Source organism: Rhodopseudomonas telluris (assembly GCF_042432815.1).
Taxonomy (GTDB): Bacteria; Pseudomonadota; Alphaproteobacteria; order Rhizobiales; family Xanthobacteraceae; genus Rhodopseudomonas; species Rhodopseudomonas telluris.
This window is the reverse complement of the sequence record NZ_JBHLWM010000003.1, coordinates 238,802-254,164: the sequence shown is the minus strand read 5'-3', so window position 1 is coordinate 254,164 and position 15,363 is coordinate 238,802. Positions and strand designations below refer to the sequence as shown.

Annotated in this window: 12 protein-coding genes; 5 read left to right on the top strand and 7 right to left on the bottom strand. The window is 66.4% G+C overall.

Features of this window, described 5'->3' with window-relative positions; translation table 11 throughout:
• Positions 1-4: 4 nt before the first annotated feature.
• Both ACFFJ6_RS07930 and ACFFJ6_RS07925 read right to left on the bottom strand, forming a co-directional pair.
• Positions 5-445, bottom strand: a complete 441-nt coding sequence (locus ACFFJ6_RS07930) for a BLUF domain-containing protein (RefSeq protein ID WP_378386225.1) — start codon at positions 443-445, stop codon at positions 5-7.
• Positions 446-2,086 carry a sensor domain-containing protein gene (locus tag ACFFJ6_RS07925; protein WP_378386223.1) on the bottom strand — a complete coding sequence of 547 codons (1,641 nt, stop codon included), beginning with the start codon at positions 2,084-2,086 and terminating at the stop codon, positions 446-448.
• A gap of 296 nt (positions 2,087-2,382) precedes the next feature.
• Here ACFFJ6_RS07925 and ACFFJ6_RS07920 point away from each other — a divergent pair, with 296 nt between their 5' ends.
• Positions 2,383-3,990, top strand: coding sequence for a Na+/H+ antiporter (locus tag ACFFJ6_RS07920; protein WP_378386221.1), 1,608 nt, complete (start codon positions 2,383-2,385; stop codon positions 3,988-3,990).
• Between the two features lie 50 nt (positions 3,991-4,040).
• On the opposite strand, the gene ispG is transcribed toward ACFFJ6_RS07920, so the two are convergent.
• From ispG to ACFFJ6_RS07905, 3 genes are all read right to left on the bottom strand, one after another.
• On the bottom strand, positions 4,041-5,336 hold the full coding sequence (gene ispG, locus ACFFJ6_RS07915) for a flavodoxin-dependent (E)-4-hydroxy-3-methylbut-2-enyl-diphosphate synthase (protein ID WP_378386218.1): 1,296 nt from the start codon (positions 5,334-5,336) through the stop codon (positions 4,041-4,043).
• A gap of 73 nt (positions 5,337-5,409) precedes the next feature.
• Complete coding sequence (locus tag ACFFJ6_RS07910) at positions 5,410-6,321, bottom strand: DMT family transporter (RefSeq protein ID WP_378386216.1); 912 nt, start codon at positions 6,319-6,321, stop codon at positions 5,410-5,412.
• Positions 6,322-6,454: 133 nt separating this feature from the next.
• Entirely contained in the window at positions 6,455-6,943 is a 489-nt protein-coding gene (locus ACFFJ6_RS07905) for a Fur family transcriptional regulator (protein ID WP_378386213.1), read from the bottom strand.
• Between the two features lie 215 nt (positions 6,944-7,158).
• On the opposite strand from ACFFJ6_RS07905, the gene ACFFJ6_RS07900 reads away from it, so the two are divergent.
• From ACFFJ6_RS07900 to ACFFJ6_RS07890, 3 genes are read left to right on the top strand one after another with little or no spacing between them, the layout of a single operon-like run.
• The gene (locus tag ACFFJ6_RS07900; RefSeq protein ID WP_378386211.1) at positions 7,159-7,644 is read left to right on the top strand and encodes a MarR family winged helix-turn-helix transcriptional regulator; all 486 of its coding nucleotides are present in this window, start codon (positions 7,159-7,161) and stop codon (positions 7,642-7,644) included.
• Positions 7,637-8,824 carry an HlyD family secretion protein gene (locus tag ACFFJ6_RS07895; protein WP_378386209.1) on the top strand — a complete coding sequence of 396 codons (1,188 nt, stop codon included), beginning with the start codon at positions 7,637-7,639 and terminating at the stop codon, positions 8,822-8,824. The genes ACFFJ6_RS07900 and ACFFJ6_RS07895 overlap by 8 nt, the downstream gene beginning before the upstream one ends.
• 3 nt (positions 8,825-8,827) lie before the next feature.
• Positions 8,828-10,396 carry an MDR family MFS transporter gene (locus ACFFJ6_RS07890; protein WP_378386207.1) on the top strand — a complete coding sequence of 523 codons (1,569 nt, stop codon included), beginning with the start codon at positions 8,828-8,830 and terminating at the stop codon, positions 10,394-10,396.
• A gap of 44 nt (positions 10,397-10,440) precedes the next feature.
• Here ACFFJ6_RS07890 and ACFFJ6_RS07885 read toward each other — a convergent pair whose 3' ends face one another.
• Positions 10,441-10,992: a hypothetical protein gene (locus tag ACFFJ6_RS07885; protein ID WP_378386205.1), complete on the bottom strand. Its 552-nt coding sequence runs from the start codon at positions 10,990-10,992 to the stop codon at positions 10,441-10,443.
• 164 nt (positions 10,993-11,156) lie between these two features.
• Positions 11,157-12,368: a 3-oxoadipyl-CoA thiolase gene (gene pcaF, locus ACFFJ6_RS07880; protein WP_378386203.1), complete on the bottom strand. Its 1,212-nt coding sequence runs from the start codon at positions 12,366-12,368 to the stop codon at positions 11,157-11,159.
• Positions 12,369-12,536: 168 nt separating this feature from the next.
• Between pcaF and mutS the strand changes: the two genes are divergently transcribed.
• Complete coding sequence (gene mutS / locus ACFFJ6_RS07875) at positions 12,537-15,260, top strand: DNA mismatch repair protein MutS (RefSeq protein WP_378386201.1); 2,724 nt, start codon at positions 12,537-12,539, stop codon at positions 15,258-15,260.
• The last annotated feature ends 103 nt before the right edge of the window (positions 15,261-15,363 follow it).

Here is a 15,363-nt window from a genome sequence, read left to right as displayed (position 1 = left end):
GCCGTCAGCGGCTGGGGTCCGGATCCTCGACGCCGAGCGTCCGCACGATGTCGAGCAACCGCTGCGCTTCGATCCGATCGGCACCCGCCTCGGCGTCGTCCCCGGCTTCGACGAAGCGGCGATGCTCCTCCGGGGTGCGGCCGAGAAACGCCATCGGACTGGTGCGAAACGCGCGTTTGCTGGCCGGTCCGAACGCCAGCACCTGAATGTCGCCGTGACGCTCGTCGCGCTGGATCTTCTCGAACACCAGCTCGACGGCACGGATCTCGCCTTCGAGAAACTGCGCGAACAGCCCGCGGTCGAACGCCAGCGCGCCGGTGATGCCGAGCAGACGGTTGTTGTGGCGGGCCGAGACCAGGATGGAGTCGATCGCCCGCACGATCTCGTCTGCGCCATCGACTCGATTTCTGCTCCAGTAGATGCAGCGATACGGTCGGGTCGGCATTCAGGCGACCTTGGAGCAGTCGCTGCTGGAGGGTGGAAGCGCGACCGTCCCGCGGGCGAGAAACGCCCGGACCTGTTCGGGCGGCAGCGGCCGGCTGATCAAATAACCCTGCACATGGGTGCAGCCGGCGGTGCTGACCCGCTCCATGTGCTCGGTCGTCTCGACGCCTTCAGCCACCGTCGCCATGCCGAGATTCTGACCGAGCGATGCAATGGCCCGCACGATCGCGCGATTGCCGCGATCCTCCGAGGCGCCGCGCACGAAGCTCTGGTCGATCTTGATCTTGTCGAACGGGAAGCTGCGCAGATAGCCGAGCGACGAGTAGCCGGTGCCGAAATCGTCGAGCGAGACGCGCACGCCGGTGGCGCGCAAGCGCTGCAGCACGCCGAGCGCGGTACCACGTGCATCGAGCATCACGCTTTCGGTGATCTCGAGTTCGAGCCGGCGCGGGTCGAGGCCGCTGTCCGCCAGCGCCGACAGCACGGTGGTGGACAGCGCCCGATTGGCGAATTGCACCGCCGAGACGTTGACCGCGACGGTGATGTCGTCCGGCCAGCCGGCCGCATCGCGGCAGGCCGTGCGCAGCACCCATTCGCCGATCGGGCTGATGATCCCGGTCTCCTCGGCGAGCGGAATGAACTCCATCGGCGACACCGGCCCCCGGGTCGGGGAATTCCAGCGCAGCAGCGCTTCGAGCCCGGTGACGCGTCCGCTTTGCAGATCGAATTGCGGCTGATACACCAGCGCGAATTCGCGTAGCGCCAATGCGCGGCGCAGATCGGTCTCGAGCGCACGGCGCGCCCGCATCGTCTGGTCCATGCCGGACTCGAAGATGCAATAATCCGCCGCCCGGTCCTGCTTGGCGCGATTGAGTGCGAGGTCGGCGTTGTTGATCACCTGGTCGACGTCGGTCGTGTCCGGCGTGAGCGGCGCGATGCCGACGCGGGCGGTGACTTCGATCAACTGACCTTCCAGCATGTAGGGCCGGCTCAGCAGATCGCGCAGCCGCTTCGCCAGCGCGATCGCGGAGGCCGGCTGCGCCTGCTCGGACTGGAGGATGCCGAACTGATCGCCGTACAATCTGGCGACCACGTCGTGATCCGACACCGTGGAACGGATTCGCCGCGCCACCAGACAGAGCAGCGCGTCGCCGATCTTGCGGCCGAGCGTATCGTTGATCGCCTTGAAACGGTCGAGGTCGATGGTCAGCAGCGCGTGACGGTCCTGCGGCACGCCGGGCTCGTCGAGCAGGGCCTGCAGGCCTTCGCGTAGCAGGCGCCGGTTGCCGAGTTCGGTCAGCCGGTCGGTGCGCGCCCGCCGCGCTTCGCGAGCCGTGCGATCGAACTGATCGGTGATGTCCTCGGCATTGATGAAGTAGCCCTGCGGCTGCGCCGTCACCTTGACCCGGAAGGTGTGGTCGTTGATCGACAGCAGCGGACTGGTGTCGAGCGCCTCGTTCCAGCTGGAGAGCTGCAGACGCCCGAGCAGATCCTCGGACGAGTTCTTGCCGAACAGCCGGTCGAAGGCCGGATTGGTCATCAGGATCCGGCCGTCCGAGGCGATCATCCCCAGTGCGGCGTCGAGCGTCATGAATGCCGAAAGCGCCAGCCCCGCGGCCTGCTTCGACGTCAACGCGCTCACGGATCCCTCGGTGGGCGCCTGACCGGCATGTGTAATGGAGTGCACGGATCCCATGCTTGGGAACAAAGCGCACCGAACCTTGCCAAAGCTATAATCAGCGGTAACCCCATCGCCCGAAAGTGAATTTCGAGTTATTCGAGGGCCGCAGAGCTGAATTATCGTTGAATCAAAACCGGCGGAATCGATCGCCGCGACGACGGTCTCTGCAGACGCGATCATCGGCTGCTATCACTTGACGAGGTCTGGCGGCCGGGCGACAGATCGGAACGGCTGGTCGCCAACAACATCGCGGTCTCGTGGAAGCAAAATTCCAGATCTTTCTGATGCTGCTGGCGGTGCTGGCCGTCACCGCGCTGGTGGCGCGCCGGTTCAACGTCGCGCCGGCGATTCTGCTGCTGATCGCCGGCATCGGGCTGGCCTTCATTCCCGGCATTCCCAGGATCGAGCCGCCGCCCGAACTCATTCTGCTGGTGGTGCTGCCGCCGCTGATCTACTCGGCCAGCGTGGCGATGAGCTGGCGGGAGTTTCGCGCCAATCTGCGCGCGATCGGCCTGCTGGCGATCGGCTGCGTGATCTTCACGGCCTGCGCGGTGGCGCTGGCGACGCACTATCTGCTGGGGCTGAACTGGAGCGTCGGGTTTCTGCTCGGCGCCATCGTGGCGCCGCCGGATGTGGTGGCGCCGCTGGCGATCGCCCGCAAGCTCGGGCTGCCGCGCCGGATCATCGTGGTGCTGGAAGGCGAGGGGCTGGCCAACGATGCCACCGCGCTGATCCTGTACCGGTTCGCGCTGGCGGCGATCATGACCGGGATGTTTTCGCTGCCGAAGGCGTCGGGCACCTTCGTGGCGATCCTGGCCGGCGAGATCGCCTTTGGTGTCGCGGTCGGCTGGCTCAGCCTGCGGCTGCGGCGATGGGCGCGCGATCCGCAGATCGAGATGACGCTGTCGCTGCTGACGCCCTACATCGCCTACTGGATCCCGGAGCATCTCGGCGGCTCCGGCGTGATCGCAACGGTGGCGTGCGGGCTCTACATCTCGTGGAACGGTCCTCTGATGATCTCCGCGGCGACGCGCCTGCAGGGCATCTTCTTCTGGGACCTGGTGATCTATCTGATCGAAGGCGTTCTGTTTCTGCTGACCGGCTTCGAGGTGCGGGCGATCCTCGAACGGTCCAAAGGGGTGCCGCTCGACGAACTCGTGGTCGCGACGCTGCTGGTTGCCGCCATCGTCATCGTGGCGCGGTTCGTCTGGGTCTATCCGGCGACCTATCTGCCGCATATGCTGAGCGGGCGGGTGCGTGCCCACGAAACCGTGCCGTCGTGGCGGGCGACCTTCGTGGTCGCCTTTACGGGGGTGCGGGGCGCGGTGTCGCTGGCGACCGCTCTGGCGCTGCCGTTCGCGCTGCCGGACGGCTCAGGTTTTCCGGATCGAGATCTGATCCTGTTCGTCGGGTTCGGCGTCATCCTGATCACGCTGGTCGGGCTCGGACTGACGTTGCCGGCGGTCGTCAACGCGCTCGGCATCTCGCAGGTCGGCGAGAGCGAGCATGTCGTCGAACATGAAAACGAGATCGCGGCGCGGCGCGAGGCGTTGGCCGCCGCGCTGAAGTCGCTGCACGCGATGACCAGCGATCGCGAACTGTCCGCCGAGGTGGTGAAGCTGCTGCATGCGCGGCACGAGATCCGCGCGCGCCAATTGCCGGCCTCGCTCGACGACGACGCCTATGCGGTGACCGCCAACGCCCGCGCGCTGGTCCGCGAACTGATCGCGGCGGAGCGCAAATTCATCCACGCCCAGCTTCGCGACGGCAAGATCACCGACGAGGCGCGGCGCCGGATCGAGCGCGATCTGGATCTGGAAGAGGCGAGCCTGGCGAACCGGGAGTGGCGCGGAGGCGCTGCCTGAGCTATGCGGCCGCCGAGCGGGCGGGCCGCACATCCATCAGACGCCGGCGATCACTCCGCCGCCGGCACCATCTGGGCAGCGCCCGGCTTCGGAGCCGCGCCATAACGCTGCTCGATATAGTCGATCACCAGCGCCTTGAAGTCGGCCGCGATATTCTCGCCCCGCAGGGTGCGGAATTTCTCGCCATCGACGAACACCGGCGCGGCCGGGGTTTCGCCGGTGCCGGGCAGCGAAATGCCGATATTGGCGTGCTTGCTCTCGCCCGGGCCGTTGACGATGCAGCCCATCACCGCGACGTTGAGGTTCTCGACGCCCGGATACTGGCTGCGCCAGGTCGGCATCTCGTCGCGGATGAAGTCCTGGATCGAGCGCGCCAGTTCCTGGAACGTCGTCGAGGTGGTGCGGCCGCAGCCCGGGCAGGCGGCGACCAGCGGCACGAAGGTGCGGAAGCCCATGGTCTGCAGCAGTTCCTGCGCGACCTGCACCTCCTTGGTGCGATCGCCGCCGGGCTCCGGCGTCAGCGAAATCCGGATGGTGTCGCCGATGCCCTGCTGCAGCAGAATGCCGAGCGCAGCCGAGGAGGCGACGATGCCCTTGCTGCCCATGCCGGCCTCGGTCAGGCCGAGATGGATGGCGTAGTCGGAGCGGGCGGCGAGGTCCTGGTACACCGCGATCAGGTCCTGCACGGCCGAGACCTTGGCGGACAGGATCATCTTGGTCTTGGGCAGGCCGATCTCTTCGGCGCGGGCGGCCGACAGCAGCGCGGACTGCACCATCGCCTCGCGGGTGACGGCGCGGACGTCGCGCGGATTGGCCGAGGCGGCGTTCTCGTCCATCAGCCGGGTCAGCAGCTCCTGGTCGAGCGAGCCCCAATTGGCGCCGATCCGGACCGCCTTGTTGTTCTTGATGGCAATCTCGACGATGTCGGCGAATTGCGTGTCGCGCTTGGCCTTGAAGCCCACGTTGCCCGGGTTGATCCGGTACTTGTCGAGCGCCTCGGCGCAGGCCGGGTATTCGGCCAACAGCTTGTGGCCGATGTAATGGAAGTCGCCGATCAGCGGCGTGGTCAGGCCGAGCTTGCGCAGGCCGTCGCGGATATGCGGGACGGCCGCGGCGGCCTCTTCGCGGTCGACCGTGATCCGGACCATTTCGGAGCCGGCGCGCGCCAGCGCTGCGACCTGCTTGATGGTGCCTTCGATATCCGCCGTATCGGTGTTGGTCATCGACTGCACGACGATTGGCGCGCCGCCGCCGACGGCGATGTCGCCGACCATGACCTGGGTGGTTTTGTGCCGCGGCGCGGGGCCGGCGACGTCGTTCAGCAGCGGATTTTCGAGCTTGTTCATGGCGTCCAAATATCAGGTTTCGATGACATTCAGCAATGGATCAATCGGCGCAGGAACCCGTCCGGCGGCGTCCTCAGGCGGCCTTCGCCGGCCGGTTGACCAGATACAGGCCGGCAATCACCAGCAGTGCCGCGAAGCCGAAGGCCGGGGTCAGCGGGTCGTGCATGATGACATAGCCCGCCACCACCCCGAATAAAGGGGTAATGAATGAAAAAGCCGACAATTTGCTGGCCGAATAGGTCTTCACCAGGCTGAACCAGAGCAAAAAGGTCAATCCGACCACCCAGATCGACTGGTAGGCCATCAGGGTCAGGGCGCCGGGACTCGGCATTTTGCCGATGGATTCGCCCGAAATCAGCGCCGCCCCGAACAGCAGCGGGATCGAGACCGCGATCTGGTAGGCTAGCCCCTTCTCGGCGGGCGCCTTCTGCAGCCGGCTGGCCTTGACGATCAGCGTGGTGGCGCCCCATAGGGCGCCGCCGCCGACCAGCATCAGGTCGCCCAGCAGCACACTGGCGTCGACATCGGCCTGCGGCACCCCGATCGCCAGCGCGACGCCGGCGAAGCTGAGCGCCAGCCCGGACCATTGCAGCGCGCTGAGCCGCTCGCCGAGGAAGTGGTACGAGCCGAGGGCCACGATGAACGGCGCGGTGTAGAGGAAGACCACGCCGCGCGTCGCCGTGGTCAGCATCAGGCCGCGATAGATCAGGACGAATTCCAGTCCGAACAGCAGGCCGGCGAACAGCCCGGCCTTCAGCGTGCCGTCGCGCTGGAACAGCTTCACGCCGCGGGCCCAGGCGATGATCAGCAGCACCACCATGCCGACGCTGGAGCGGATCGCCGCCTGCAGGAAGGGCGGGATTTCCGGCAGAACCAGCTTCACCGCGATCTGATTGAAGCCCCAGCTGAAGCAGCACACCAGCATCAGCGCAATGGCGCCCGCAGACAGCGGTCGGGCGACCGCGCCGCCTATCGGCTGCGCCATCGGACCAGCCGATGCGAGCCGAGCAAATCGACGAACAGGAATGACATTGCGCCTCCGGCTTTTCGCCGTGTTGCTTCGGGCGCGCTCGCGACGCGAGCCGCGCTCCTCCCAATCGTTTAACGGGTAGACCGCGTCAGGTGGATTGGCAATGGCCGCAGACGCCGGTGATCTCCACCACCGAGAGCTTCGGCGTGAAGCCCGTCTGGCGCGCGGCCTCGCTGAGGCTCTGTGCCACAGCGGCTGCCGGGATCTCGCCGACCGAGCCGCAGGATTCGCAGATCAGGAATGCGACCGCGGACGCGTCGTCATGCTCGCGCCCGCAGGCGAGAAACGCATTGCGGCTTTCGATGCGATGCACCAGCCCGTTCTGCATCAGGAAGTCGAGCGCGCGATACACCGTGATCGGCGCGGGGCGCGGAATCACCCGCGCCAGTTCCTCGATCACCTCGTAGGCGCCGAGCGGGCGGTGGCTCGACAGCAGCGCGCGCAGCACGTGGCGACGGATCGGAGTCAGGTTCTGGGACCGGTCGGCGCAGATCCGCTCGGCGTGCTCGAGGCCCTCCGCGGTGCACCGGTCGTGGTCGTGACCCGGTGCCGGAAAGGCCGGCTTCAAAGCTGTCATCGGATGGCCTCAACGCTGCAGCAGGCCGCGGTCCCTGGCGCGGCTGCACCCAGAGGTAGTCTACGCAATTCGCGCCGACAAGTCTCGCAGCCGCGGCCGCAGGGTTCCGCCAGTTGCGAGCCATGCGCGCGTCACAACGCCTCATGCGGTCAACCCCACTGCCTGAATTCATAAGCTAGCTTACTTTATCGCAAGCTTAGGGAGCGAAGCGTCCGATGACCCGAGGGTCCGTCGATCAGCATTTTCTGTTCACTCTGGCCGAGGTGCAGCGTGTGCTGCGTGCCTACGCGGACCGCCAGGCGGCACGCCACGGCATCACCCGTGCCCAATGGGCGGTGTTGGCCAAGGTCGAGCGCTGCGAGGGCATGAAGCAGTCCGAGCTCGCAGAGCAGATGGATCTGCAGCCGATTACGTTGACGCGATTGATCGACAAACTCTGCGACAACGGCTGGCTGGAGCGGCGCAGCGACGATAGCGACCGCCGGGTCAAGCGGCTGTATCTGCGCAAGGCCGCCCGTCCGCTGCTCGCCAAGCTCGCCGGGCTGCGCTCCGAAATCACCGCGACGGCGCTCGACGGCATCAGTCCGGCCGATGCGCAGCGTCTGCTCACGCAGCTCGACACGATCAAAGAGAACGTGCGCGCCGCGATTCACCAATCCTGTCAGACGGACCAGAACCGAAAGGAACAGCGCTATGGCTGATCCCGTCCTCAAGTTTCCCGCCGAGCAGAAGGGCGCGTCGAACGACGCTGCCGCGCCGGTGGGGCAGGGGCCGAAGCGCGGCCTCGGCGGCACGCTGCGCCGCTATCGACGGCCGCTGCTGCTGGTGGTGCTGCCGATCGTGGTGCTGATCGCCGGCATCGCGTTCTATCTGTCGGGCGGCCGCTACGTCACCACGGACGACGCCTATGTGGGCGCCCAGAAGGTGCTGATCACGCCGGATGTCGCCGGCAAGATCGTCGAGGTCACCGTCAAGGAAGGCCAGCGCGTCAAGCAGGGCGACGAGCTGTTCCAGATCGATCCGGTGCCGTTCCGGCTCGCCTTGGCGCAAGCGCAGGCCAAGCTGGCCGACGCCCGGACCTCATACAACAATCTGCGCTCCAACTATAAAATCTACGGTGACACGATCGATCTGCTCGACGCCGGCATCGCCCTCAAGCAGCGCGACGTCGAACGCAAATCGACGCTGGTGAAGAACCTGTCCGGCTCGATGCTCGATCTCGACAACGCCAATTCGGCGCTTGTCACCGCCAAGGCGCAGCTCGAGCTGGCCAAGCAGGCGCGCGACCAGGCGCTGAATCAACTGCTCGGCGATCCGGAGCTGCCGCTCGAGAAATTCCCCGCTTATCTGCAGGCCAAGGCGGCGCTCGACGACGCGCAGCGCAATCTCAATCTGTCGACCGTGCGGGCGCCGATGAACGGCACCGCCACGCAGGTCGACAACATCCAGCTCGGCCGCTTCGTCGCCGCCGGCACGCCGGTGTTCAGCGTGATCGACACCACCGCGCCGTGGGTCGACGCCAACCCGAAGGAAAGCGACTTCACCTATGTGGCGGTTGGCCAGAAGGTGACGCTCGATGTCGACGCGTTCCCGGATCATCAGTTCGTCGGCACGGTGTCGTCGCTGTCGCCCGGCACCGGCGCGCAATTCGCCGTGCTGCCGCCGCAGAACGCCACCGGCAATTTCGTCAAGGTGGTGCAGCGTGTGCCGCTGCGGATCGCGTTTGACAACAACGACGCGATGGTGCGCAGGCTGAAGGCCGGCATGAGCGTCAACGTCTCGATCGACACTAACCATCACCGGTCGCTGGCCGGCCTGTTCGGCTTCGGTCCCGCCCGGGCGGCGCAGTCCGACCACGACGACGCGCACGAGGCGAAGTAAGCGATGTCGAGCGCGGGATCTTCCGCTGCGGTCCCCGGTCTCCGCCGGACCATGGTGACGATCTGTGCCATGACGGCGACGATCATGCAGGCGCTCGACACGACCATCGCCAACGTCGCGCTGCCTTATATGCAGGGCTCGCTGTCGGCGTCACAGGATCAGGTCAACTGGGTGCTGACCTCCTACATCGTCGCCGCCGCCATCATGACGGCGCCGGTCGGCTTCATCGCCGGCCGGTTCGGCCGCAAGCGCATCTTCATCATCTGTGCGGCCGGCTTCACCGCCGCCTCGGTGATGTGCGGTCTCGCCCAGGACATCACCCAGATGGTGCTGTTCCGGCTGCTGCAGGGCGTGTTCGGCGCCGCTCTGGTGCCGTTGTCGCAGACCGTGATGCTCGACATCTACGCGCTGCACGAGCGCGCCAAGGCGATGTCGATCTGGGGCATGGGCGTGATGCTCGGCCCGATCATGGGCCCGTCGCTCGGCGCCTGGCTGACCGAGACCTATTCGTGGCACTGGGTGTTCTTCGTCAATCTGCCGTTCGGCATCGTCACGGTGGCCGGGCTGATGCTGTTCATGGACGAGACCGAACTGAACTCAGGCGCGAAGTTCGACTGGTTTGGTTTCGGGGCGCTCGCCGTCGGCATCGGCTCGATGCAGCTCGCGCTCGACCGCGGCGAGCAGCTCGACTGGTTCGAATCCAAGGAGATCATCACCGAAGCGATCGTAGCGGTCGTCGGCTTCTACTACTTCTTCGCCCACTCCTTCACCACGCCGCGGCCGTTCATTCAGTTTGCCATCTTCAAGGACAAGAACTTCATCGGCGGCGCGATCTTCATGTGCGTGATGGGGCTGGTGCTGTATTCGACCATGTCGCTGTCGTCGCCCTATCTGCAGAACGTCATCGGCTATCCGATCCTCACCGCCGGCCTGTTGCTCGCCACCCGCGGCTCCGGCACCTTCGTGGCGATGATGCTGGTCGGGCGGATCATGCGCTTCATCGAGGCGCGCACGCTGATCATGTCGGGCATGACGCTGCTCACCGTGACGATGTATTTCACCACACGCTGGACCGATCAGACCGGCGTTCCGGAGTTCATCATCGTCAGCGTCGCCCAGGGTTTCGGCCTCGGCCTGGTGTTCGTGCCGCTGTCGACGGTGGCGTTCCTCACCTTGCCCGGCCATTTGCGCACCGACGGCACCGCGATGCTGACGCTGCTGCGCAACGTCGCCAGCTCGGTCGGCATCTCGATCGTCATTGCCAAGCTGAGTTCGAACACCACGATGGCCCACGCCGTGCTGGTCGAGCACGTCACGCCGTTCAACAATGCGCTGCAGATGCCGAACGTCGCCAGCGTCATCAACCTCGCCACCGACACCGGCAAGGCGATGATGGACGGGATCGTGACCCTGCAGGCCTCGATCATCGCCTTCAGCCTCGACTATCAGCTGATCATGATGGTGACGCTCTGCGCGGTGCCGATGGCGCTGATCATCGGCTCGTCCAAGAAGGCCCTGCAGGCGATGGCGTCGAAGCCCGGCAGCGACGACCATCCGGCCGTGATGGAGTGATGCTCTTGTAGGGTGGGCAAAGCGCAACTTGCCCACGCGATGCTCTACAATAGGTATGTCTCGGTTGGGGTCGGACCAACGATGAATTCGCGTTCCGCTGAGATAACTGAATGATCTCCGGTGAATACTTTCACTCGCGCAACATACTTTCCTGCTGGGATTATTGTACCTTGATCGGGATGGTTGTGCGAAATTGAAATTGCTGGGAGCTCGTTTAAGTGAGCGATTAGGACAAATCGCGCCGGCATCGTTGCGGGAAAAAGCGTTGCTTGCAGACTGGCATTGTCTCTATCTGTGCCGATCAAGGCGCGTTCAAAATGAATAATGCTCTTCCCTGTCCCATATTCGGAGACCGAGTAATCCCCGAATATTTCGGTTGCTTGTCGAACAACTCCGATCGTTCTCAAAAATCTATTGGTGACGGGCTTATTGGATATATAGCAGCGAATTTGAACGCCTCTGCCGCTCAAATCGCTTTTTTTGAGCTCGATCGACACATTCGGTTTTCCCCAGATCATCTGAAATAACGGCGGGGCGGCCATCGCTAAAGCCCACAAACCGATAACGATGCCGGCGATTGCCAGCCAAGTATCCATTGAGAAATGCATCTCAGCCCCCGCCGGCACATTACCGTAGCGGCGCGAAAAACAAAATGTGCGCGACCTCCGCGGGGCATGATCGGACCCCGGTGGCGCTTGCGCCATAATACCGCTTTGCAAGACGATGGATTGCCGGGTCAACCCCGGCAATGACGTCCTTGTTAGTTCACCTTCTCGATCGCCATGGCGACGCCCTGGCCGACGCCGACGCACATAGTGGCGAGCGCGAGCTTGCCGCCGCGGGTTTCCATGCCGTGCACCGCGGTCAGCGCCAGCCGGGCGCCGCTCATGCCGAGCGGATGGCCGAGCGCGATCGCGCCGCCATGCGGATTGACGAAGTCGGCGTCGTCCTTGACGCCGAGCTGGCGCATGCAGGCGATGCCCTGGCTGGCGAAGGCTTCGTTGAGTTCGATCAGGTCGAAATCGCTGATCTTGAGGCCGAGCCGCTCCATCAGCTTGCGGGTCGCCGGCACCGGGCCGATGCCCATGATGCGCGGCGGCACGGCGGCCGAGGCGAGGCCGAGGATCTTTGCGCGCGGCGTCAGGCCGTATTTCTTCACGGCGGCTTCGGAGGCGATCAGCAGCGCCGCGGCGCCGTCATTGACGCCCGAGGCGTTGCCGGCCGTCACGGTGCCGGGATTGCGCACGATCGGCTTCAGCTTGGCGAGGCCTTCCAGCGTCGTTTCCGGGCGCGGGTGCTCGTCCTGGTCGACCACGGTCGGACCAGCCTTGCCCTTGCCGGGGATCGTCACCGGCGCGATTTCCTGGGCGAAGTAACCGGCCGCGATCGCCGCGCCGGCACGCTGCTGGCTGCGGATCGCGAACGCGTCCTGGTCGGCGCGCGAGATCTGAAACTCCTCGGCGACGTTCTCGCCGGTCTCCGGCATCGAGTCGACGCCGTATTGCTGCTTCATCAGCGGGTTGATGAAGCGCCAGCCAATCGTGGTGTCGAAGATTTCGGCCGAGCGCGAGAACGCCTCGGTGGCTTTGCCCTGGACAAATGGCGCGCGGGTCATCGATTCGACACCGCCGGCGATCGCGAGATCGATCTCGCCGCCGCGGATCGCACGGCCCGCCGCGCCGACTGCGTCGAGGCCGGAGGCGCACAGCCGATTGAGGGTCTGGCCGGGGACGGCGTCGGGCAGGCCGGCGAGCAGCGCGGCCATGCGGGCGACGTTGCGGTTGTCCTCGCCGGCCTGGTTGGCGCAGCCGAAGAACACCTCGTCGACGGCGCTCCAGTCCATGTCGGGATGCTTGGCCATCAGCGCCTTGATCGGAACCGCCGCAAGATCGTCGGCGCGAACTTTCGCGAGCGAACCGCCGAACCGGCCGATCGGGGTGCGCACTGCGTCGCAGATGAAAACGTCGGCCATCGAAACTCTCCCTTGTGGCGGTCCGGGCTGGGCCGGACTTGTGCCCGGGTTTTAGGAAGCAAGCCTTGGGCGGTCAATGCACACGCAACGCACAACCACGTGCGGAATCCGTGCATGGCTGAGGTCACGCGGTGGAGCCGGCCCGGGGAAGTTTGCTAGACATCGGGCATGACCATGCATGCCGACATCGCGACGCCGCCCGATCCGTCCCCGCCCAATGAGGCGCCGGCGAAGATGTCGCCGATGATGGAGCAGTATCACGAGATCAAGGCGGCCAATCCGGGTCTGCTGCTGTTCTACCGGATGGGCGACTTTTACGAGCTGTTCTTCGAGGACGCCGAGATTGCCTCGCGCGCCCTCGGCATCACGCTGACCAAGCGCGGCAAGCATCTCGGCGCCGACATCCCGATGTGCGGCGTGCCGGTCGAGCGCTCCGACGACTATCTGCACCGGCTGATCGCGCTCGGCCATCGCGTCGCGGTGTGCGAGCAGACCGAGGATCCGGCGGCGGCGCGCGCCCGCAAGAGCGTGGTGCGGCGCGACGTGGTGCGGCTGATCACGCCCGGCACGCTGACCGAAGACACGCTGCTCGACGCCCGCGCCAACAACTACCTGCTGGCGATCGCCCGCGCCCGCGGCTCGTCCGGTGCCGACCGCATCGGGCTCGCCTGGATCGACATTTCGACCGGTGAATTCATCGTCACCGAATGCGCGACTGGCGAATTGCCGGCGACGCTGGCGCGGATCAATCCGAACGAGGCGATCGTCTCCGACGCGCTGTACAGCGACGCCGAGATCGGCCCGCTGCTGCGCGACCTCGCGGCCGTGACGCCGCTGACCCGCGACGTGTTCGACAGTGCGACCGCCGAAAAGCGGCTGTGCGATTACTTCGCGGTCGCCACCATGGATGGCCTCGCCGCGCTGTCGCGGCTGGAGGCGACGGCGGCCGCGGCCTGCGTCACCTATGTGGACCGCACCCAGCTCGGCAAACGCCCGCCGCTGTCGCCGCCGTCGCGCGAAGCGATCGGCACCACCATGGCGATCGATCCGGCGACCCGCGCCAATCTCGAACTGACCCGCACGCTGGCCGGCGAGCGACGCGGCTCGCTGCTCGACGCCATCGACTGCACCGTCACGGCCGCCGGCTCGCGGCTCCTCGCGCAGCGTCTCGCGGCGCCGCTGACCGACGCGGCCGCGATCGGGCGGCGGCTCGATGCGGTCGAGGCGTTCGTGGCCGAGCCGGTGCTGCGCGAGCAGATCCGCAGTGCGCTGCGCGCAGCGCCCGATATGGCCCGCGCGCTGGCGCGGCTGTCGCTCGGCCGCGGCGGACCACGCGATCTTGCGGCGCTGTGCAGTGGCATCCGTGCGGCCGACGAGGTGCTGGCGCAGCTCGCGCGTCTGACGGCGCCACCGCAGGACATCGCCAACGCGATGGCGGCGCTGCAGCGCCCGTCGCGCGATCTGTGCGCCGAACTTGGCCGCGCGCTCGCCGACGAGCTGCCGCTCCTGAAGCGCGACGGCGGCTTCGTCCGCGACGGCTATGAGCCGGCGCTCGACGAGACCCGCAAGCTGCGCGACGCCTCGCGCCTCGTCGTCGCGTCGATGCAGGCGCGCTACGCCGACGACACCGGCATCAAGGCGCTGAAGATCCGGCACAACAACGTGCTCGGTTACTTCGTCGAGGTCGGTGCCCAGCACGGCGACAAGCTGATGTCGCCGCCGCTGAACGCGACCTTCATCCATCGCCAGACCATGGCCGGTCAGGTTCGCTTCACCACCGCTGAGCTCGGCGAGATCGAGGCCAAGATCGCCAATGCGGGCGACCGCGCGCTCGGGCTCGAGCTGGAAATTTTCGACCGGCTTTCCGCCTCGATCGATGCCGCCGGCGACGATCTGCGCGCCGCCGCGCATGCCTTCGCGCTGCTCGACGTCGCCACTGCGCTGGCCAAGCTCGCGTCCGACGATAACTACGTCCGGCCCGAGGTCGACGAGTCGCTGGCGTTCGCGATCGAAGGCGGCCGGCATCCGGTGGTTGAGCAGGCGTTGAAGCGCGCCGGCGAGCCGTTCATCGCCAATGCCTGCGATCTGTCGCCCGGGCCGGCGCAGAAGAACGGCCAGATCTGGCTGCTGACCGGCCCGAATATGGCCGGTAAATCGACCTTCCTGCGCCAGAACGCGCTGATCGCACTGCTGGCCCAAGTCGGCAGCTACGTGCCGGCCGGCCGGGCGCGGATCGGCATCGTGGATAGGCTGTTCTCGCGGGTCGGTGCCGCCGACGATCTCGCCCGCGGGCGCTCGACCTTCATGGTCGAGATGGTCGAGACCGCGGCGATCCTGAACCAGGCGTCCGAGCGGGCGCTGGTGATCCTCGACGAGATCGGCCGCGGCACGGCGACCTTCGACGGCCTGTCGATCGCCTGGGCTGCGATCGAGCATCTGCACGAGAGCAACCGCTGCCGCGCGCTGTTTGCGACGCATTACCACGAGCTGACCGCGCTGTCGGCCAAGCTGCCGCGGCTGTTCAACGCCACGGTGCGGGTCAAGGAATGGCGCGGTGAGGTGGTGTTCCTGCACGAGGTGCTGCCGGGCTCCGCAGACCGCTCTTACGGCATCCAGGTCGCCAAGCTGGCCGGGCTTCCGTCCTCGGTGGTGAGCCGGGCCAAGGCGGTATTGGCCAAGCTCGAGGCCAACGATCGCGGCCAGCCCAAGACGCTGATCGACGACCTGCCGCTGTTCGCCATCACGGCCCGCGCCCCCGCCGAGGCGGTGCCGCCGAGTGAGGCCGAGCAACTGATCGAGGCGGTGAGAGCGCTGCACCCCGACGAACTGAGCCCGCGCGAGGCGCTGGAAGCGCTGTACGCCCTGAAGGCGAAGCTGCCGAAGGGTGACTGACGCTCCTTTGGCGTCATTGCGAGCCAACGGGTCGGCGCGGTGCGCCGCCCGATGACAGGCTCCGCGAAGCAATCCAGAGGCCCCGTGCGCGGCGCTGGATTCG

Coding starts and splice junctions, on each gene's coding strand:
- ACFFJ6_RS07900 (WP_378386211.1), top strand. CDS start 7,159: ATGACCCGAGGGTCCGTCGATCAGCATTTTCTGTTCACTCTGGCCGAG.
- ACFFJ6_RS07905 (WP_378386213.1), bottom strand. CDS start 6,943: ATGACAGCTTTGAAGCCGGCCTTTCCGGCACCGGGTCACGACCACGAC.
- ispG (WP_378386218.1), bottom strand. CDS start 5,336: ATGAACAAGCTCGAAAATCCGCTGCTGAACGACGTCGCCGGCCCCGCG.
- ACFFJ6_RS07890 (WP_378386207.1), top strand. CDS start 8,828: ATGTCGAGCGCGGGATCTTCCGCTGCGGTCCCCGGTCTCCGCCGGACC.
- ACFFJ6_RS07930 (WP_378386225.1), bottom strand. CDS start 445: ATGCCGACCCGACCGTATCGCTGCATCTACTGGAGCAGAAATCGAGTC.
- ACFFJ6_RS07885 (WP_378386205.1), bottom strand. CDS start 10,992: ATGGATACTTGGCTGGCAATCGCCGGCATCGTTATCGGTTTGTGGGCT.
- mutS (WP_378386201.1), top strand. CDS start 12,537: ATGACCATGCATGCCGACATCGCGACGCCGCCCGATCCGTCCCCGCCC.
- ACFFJ6_RS07910 (WP_378386216.1), bottom strand. CDS start 6,321: ATGGCGCAGCCGATAGGCGGCGCGGTCGCCCGACCGCTGTCTGCGGGC.
- pcaF (WP_378386203.1), bottom strand. CDS start 12,368: ATGGCCGACGTTTTCATCTGCGACGCAGTGCGCACCCCGATCGGCCGG.
- ACFFJ6_RS07895 (WP_378386209.1), top strand. CDS start 7,637: ATGGCTGATCCCGTCCTCAAGTTTCCCGCCGAGCAGAAGGGCGCGTCG.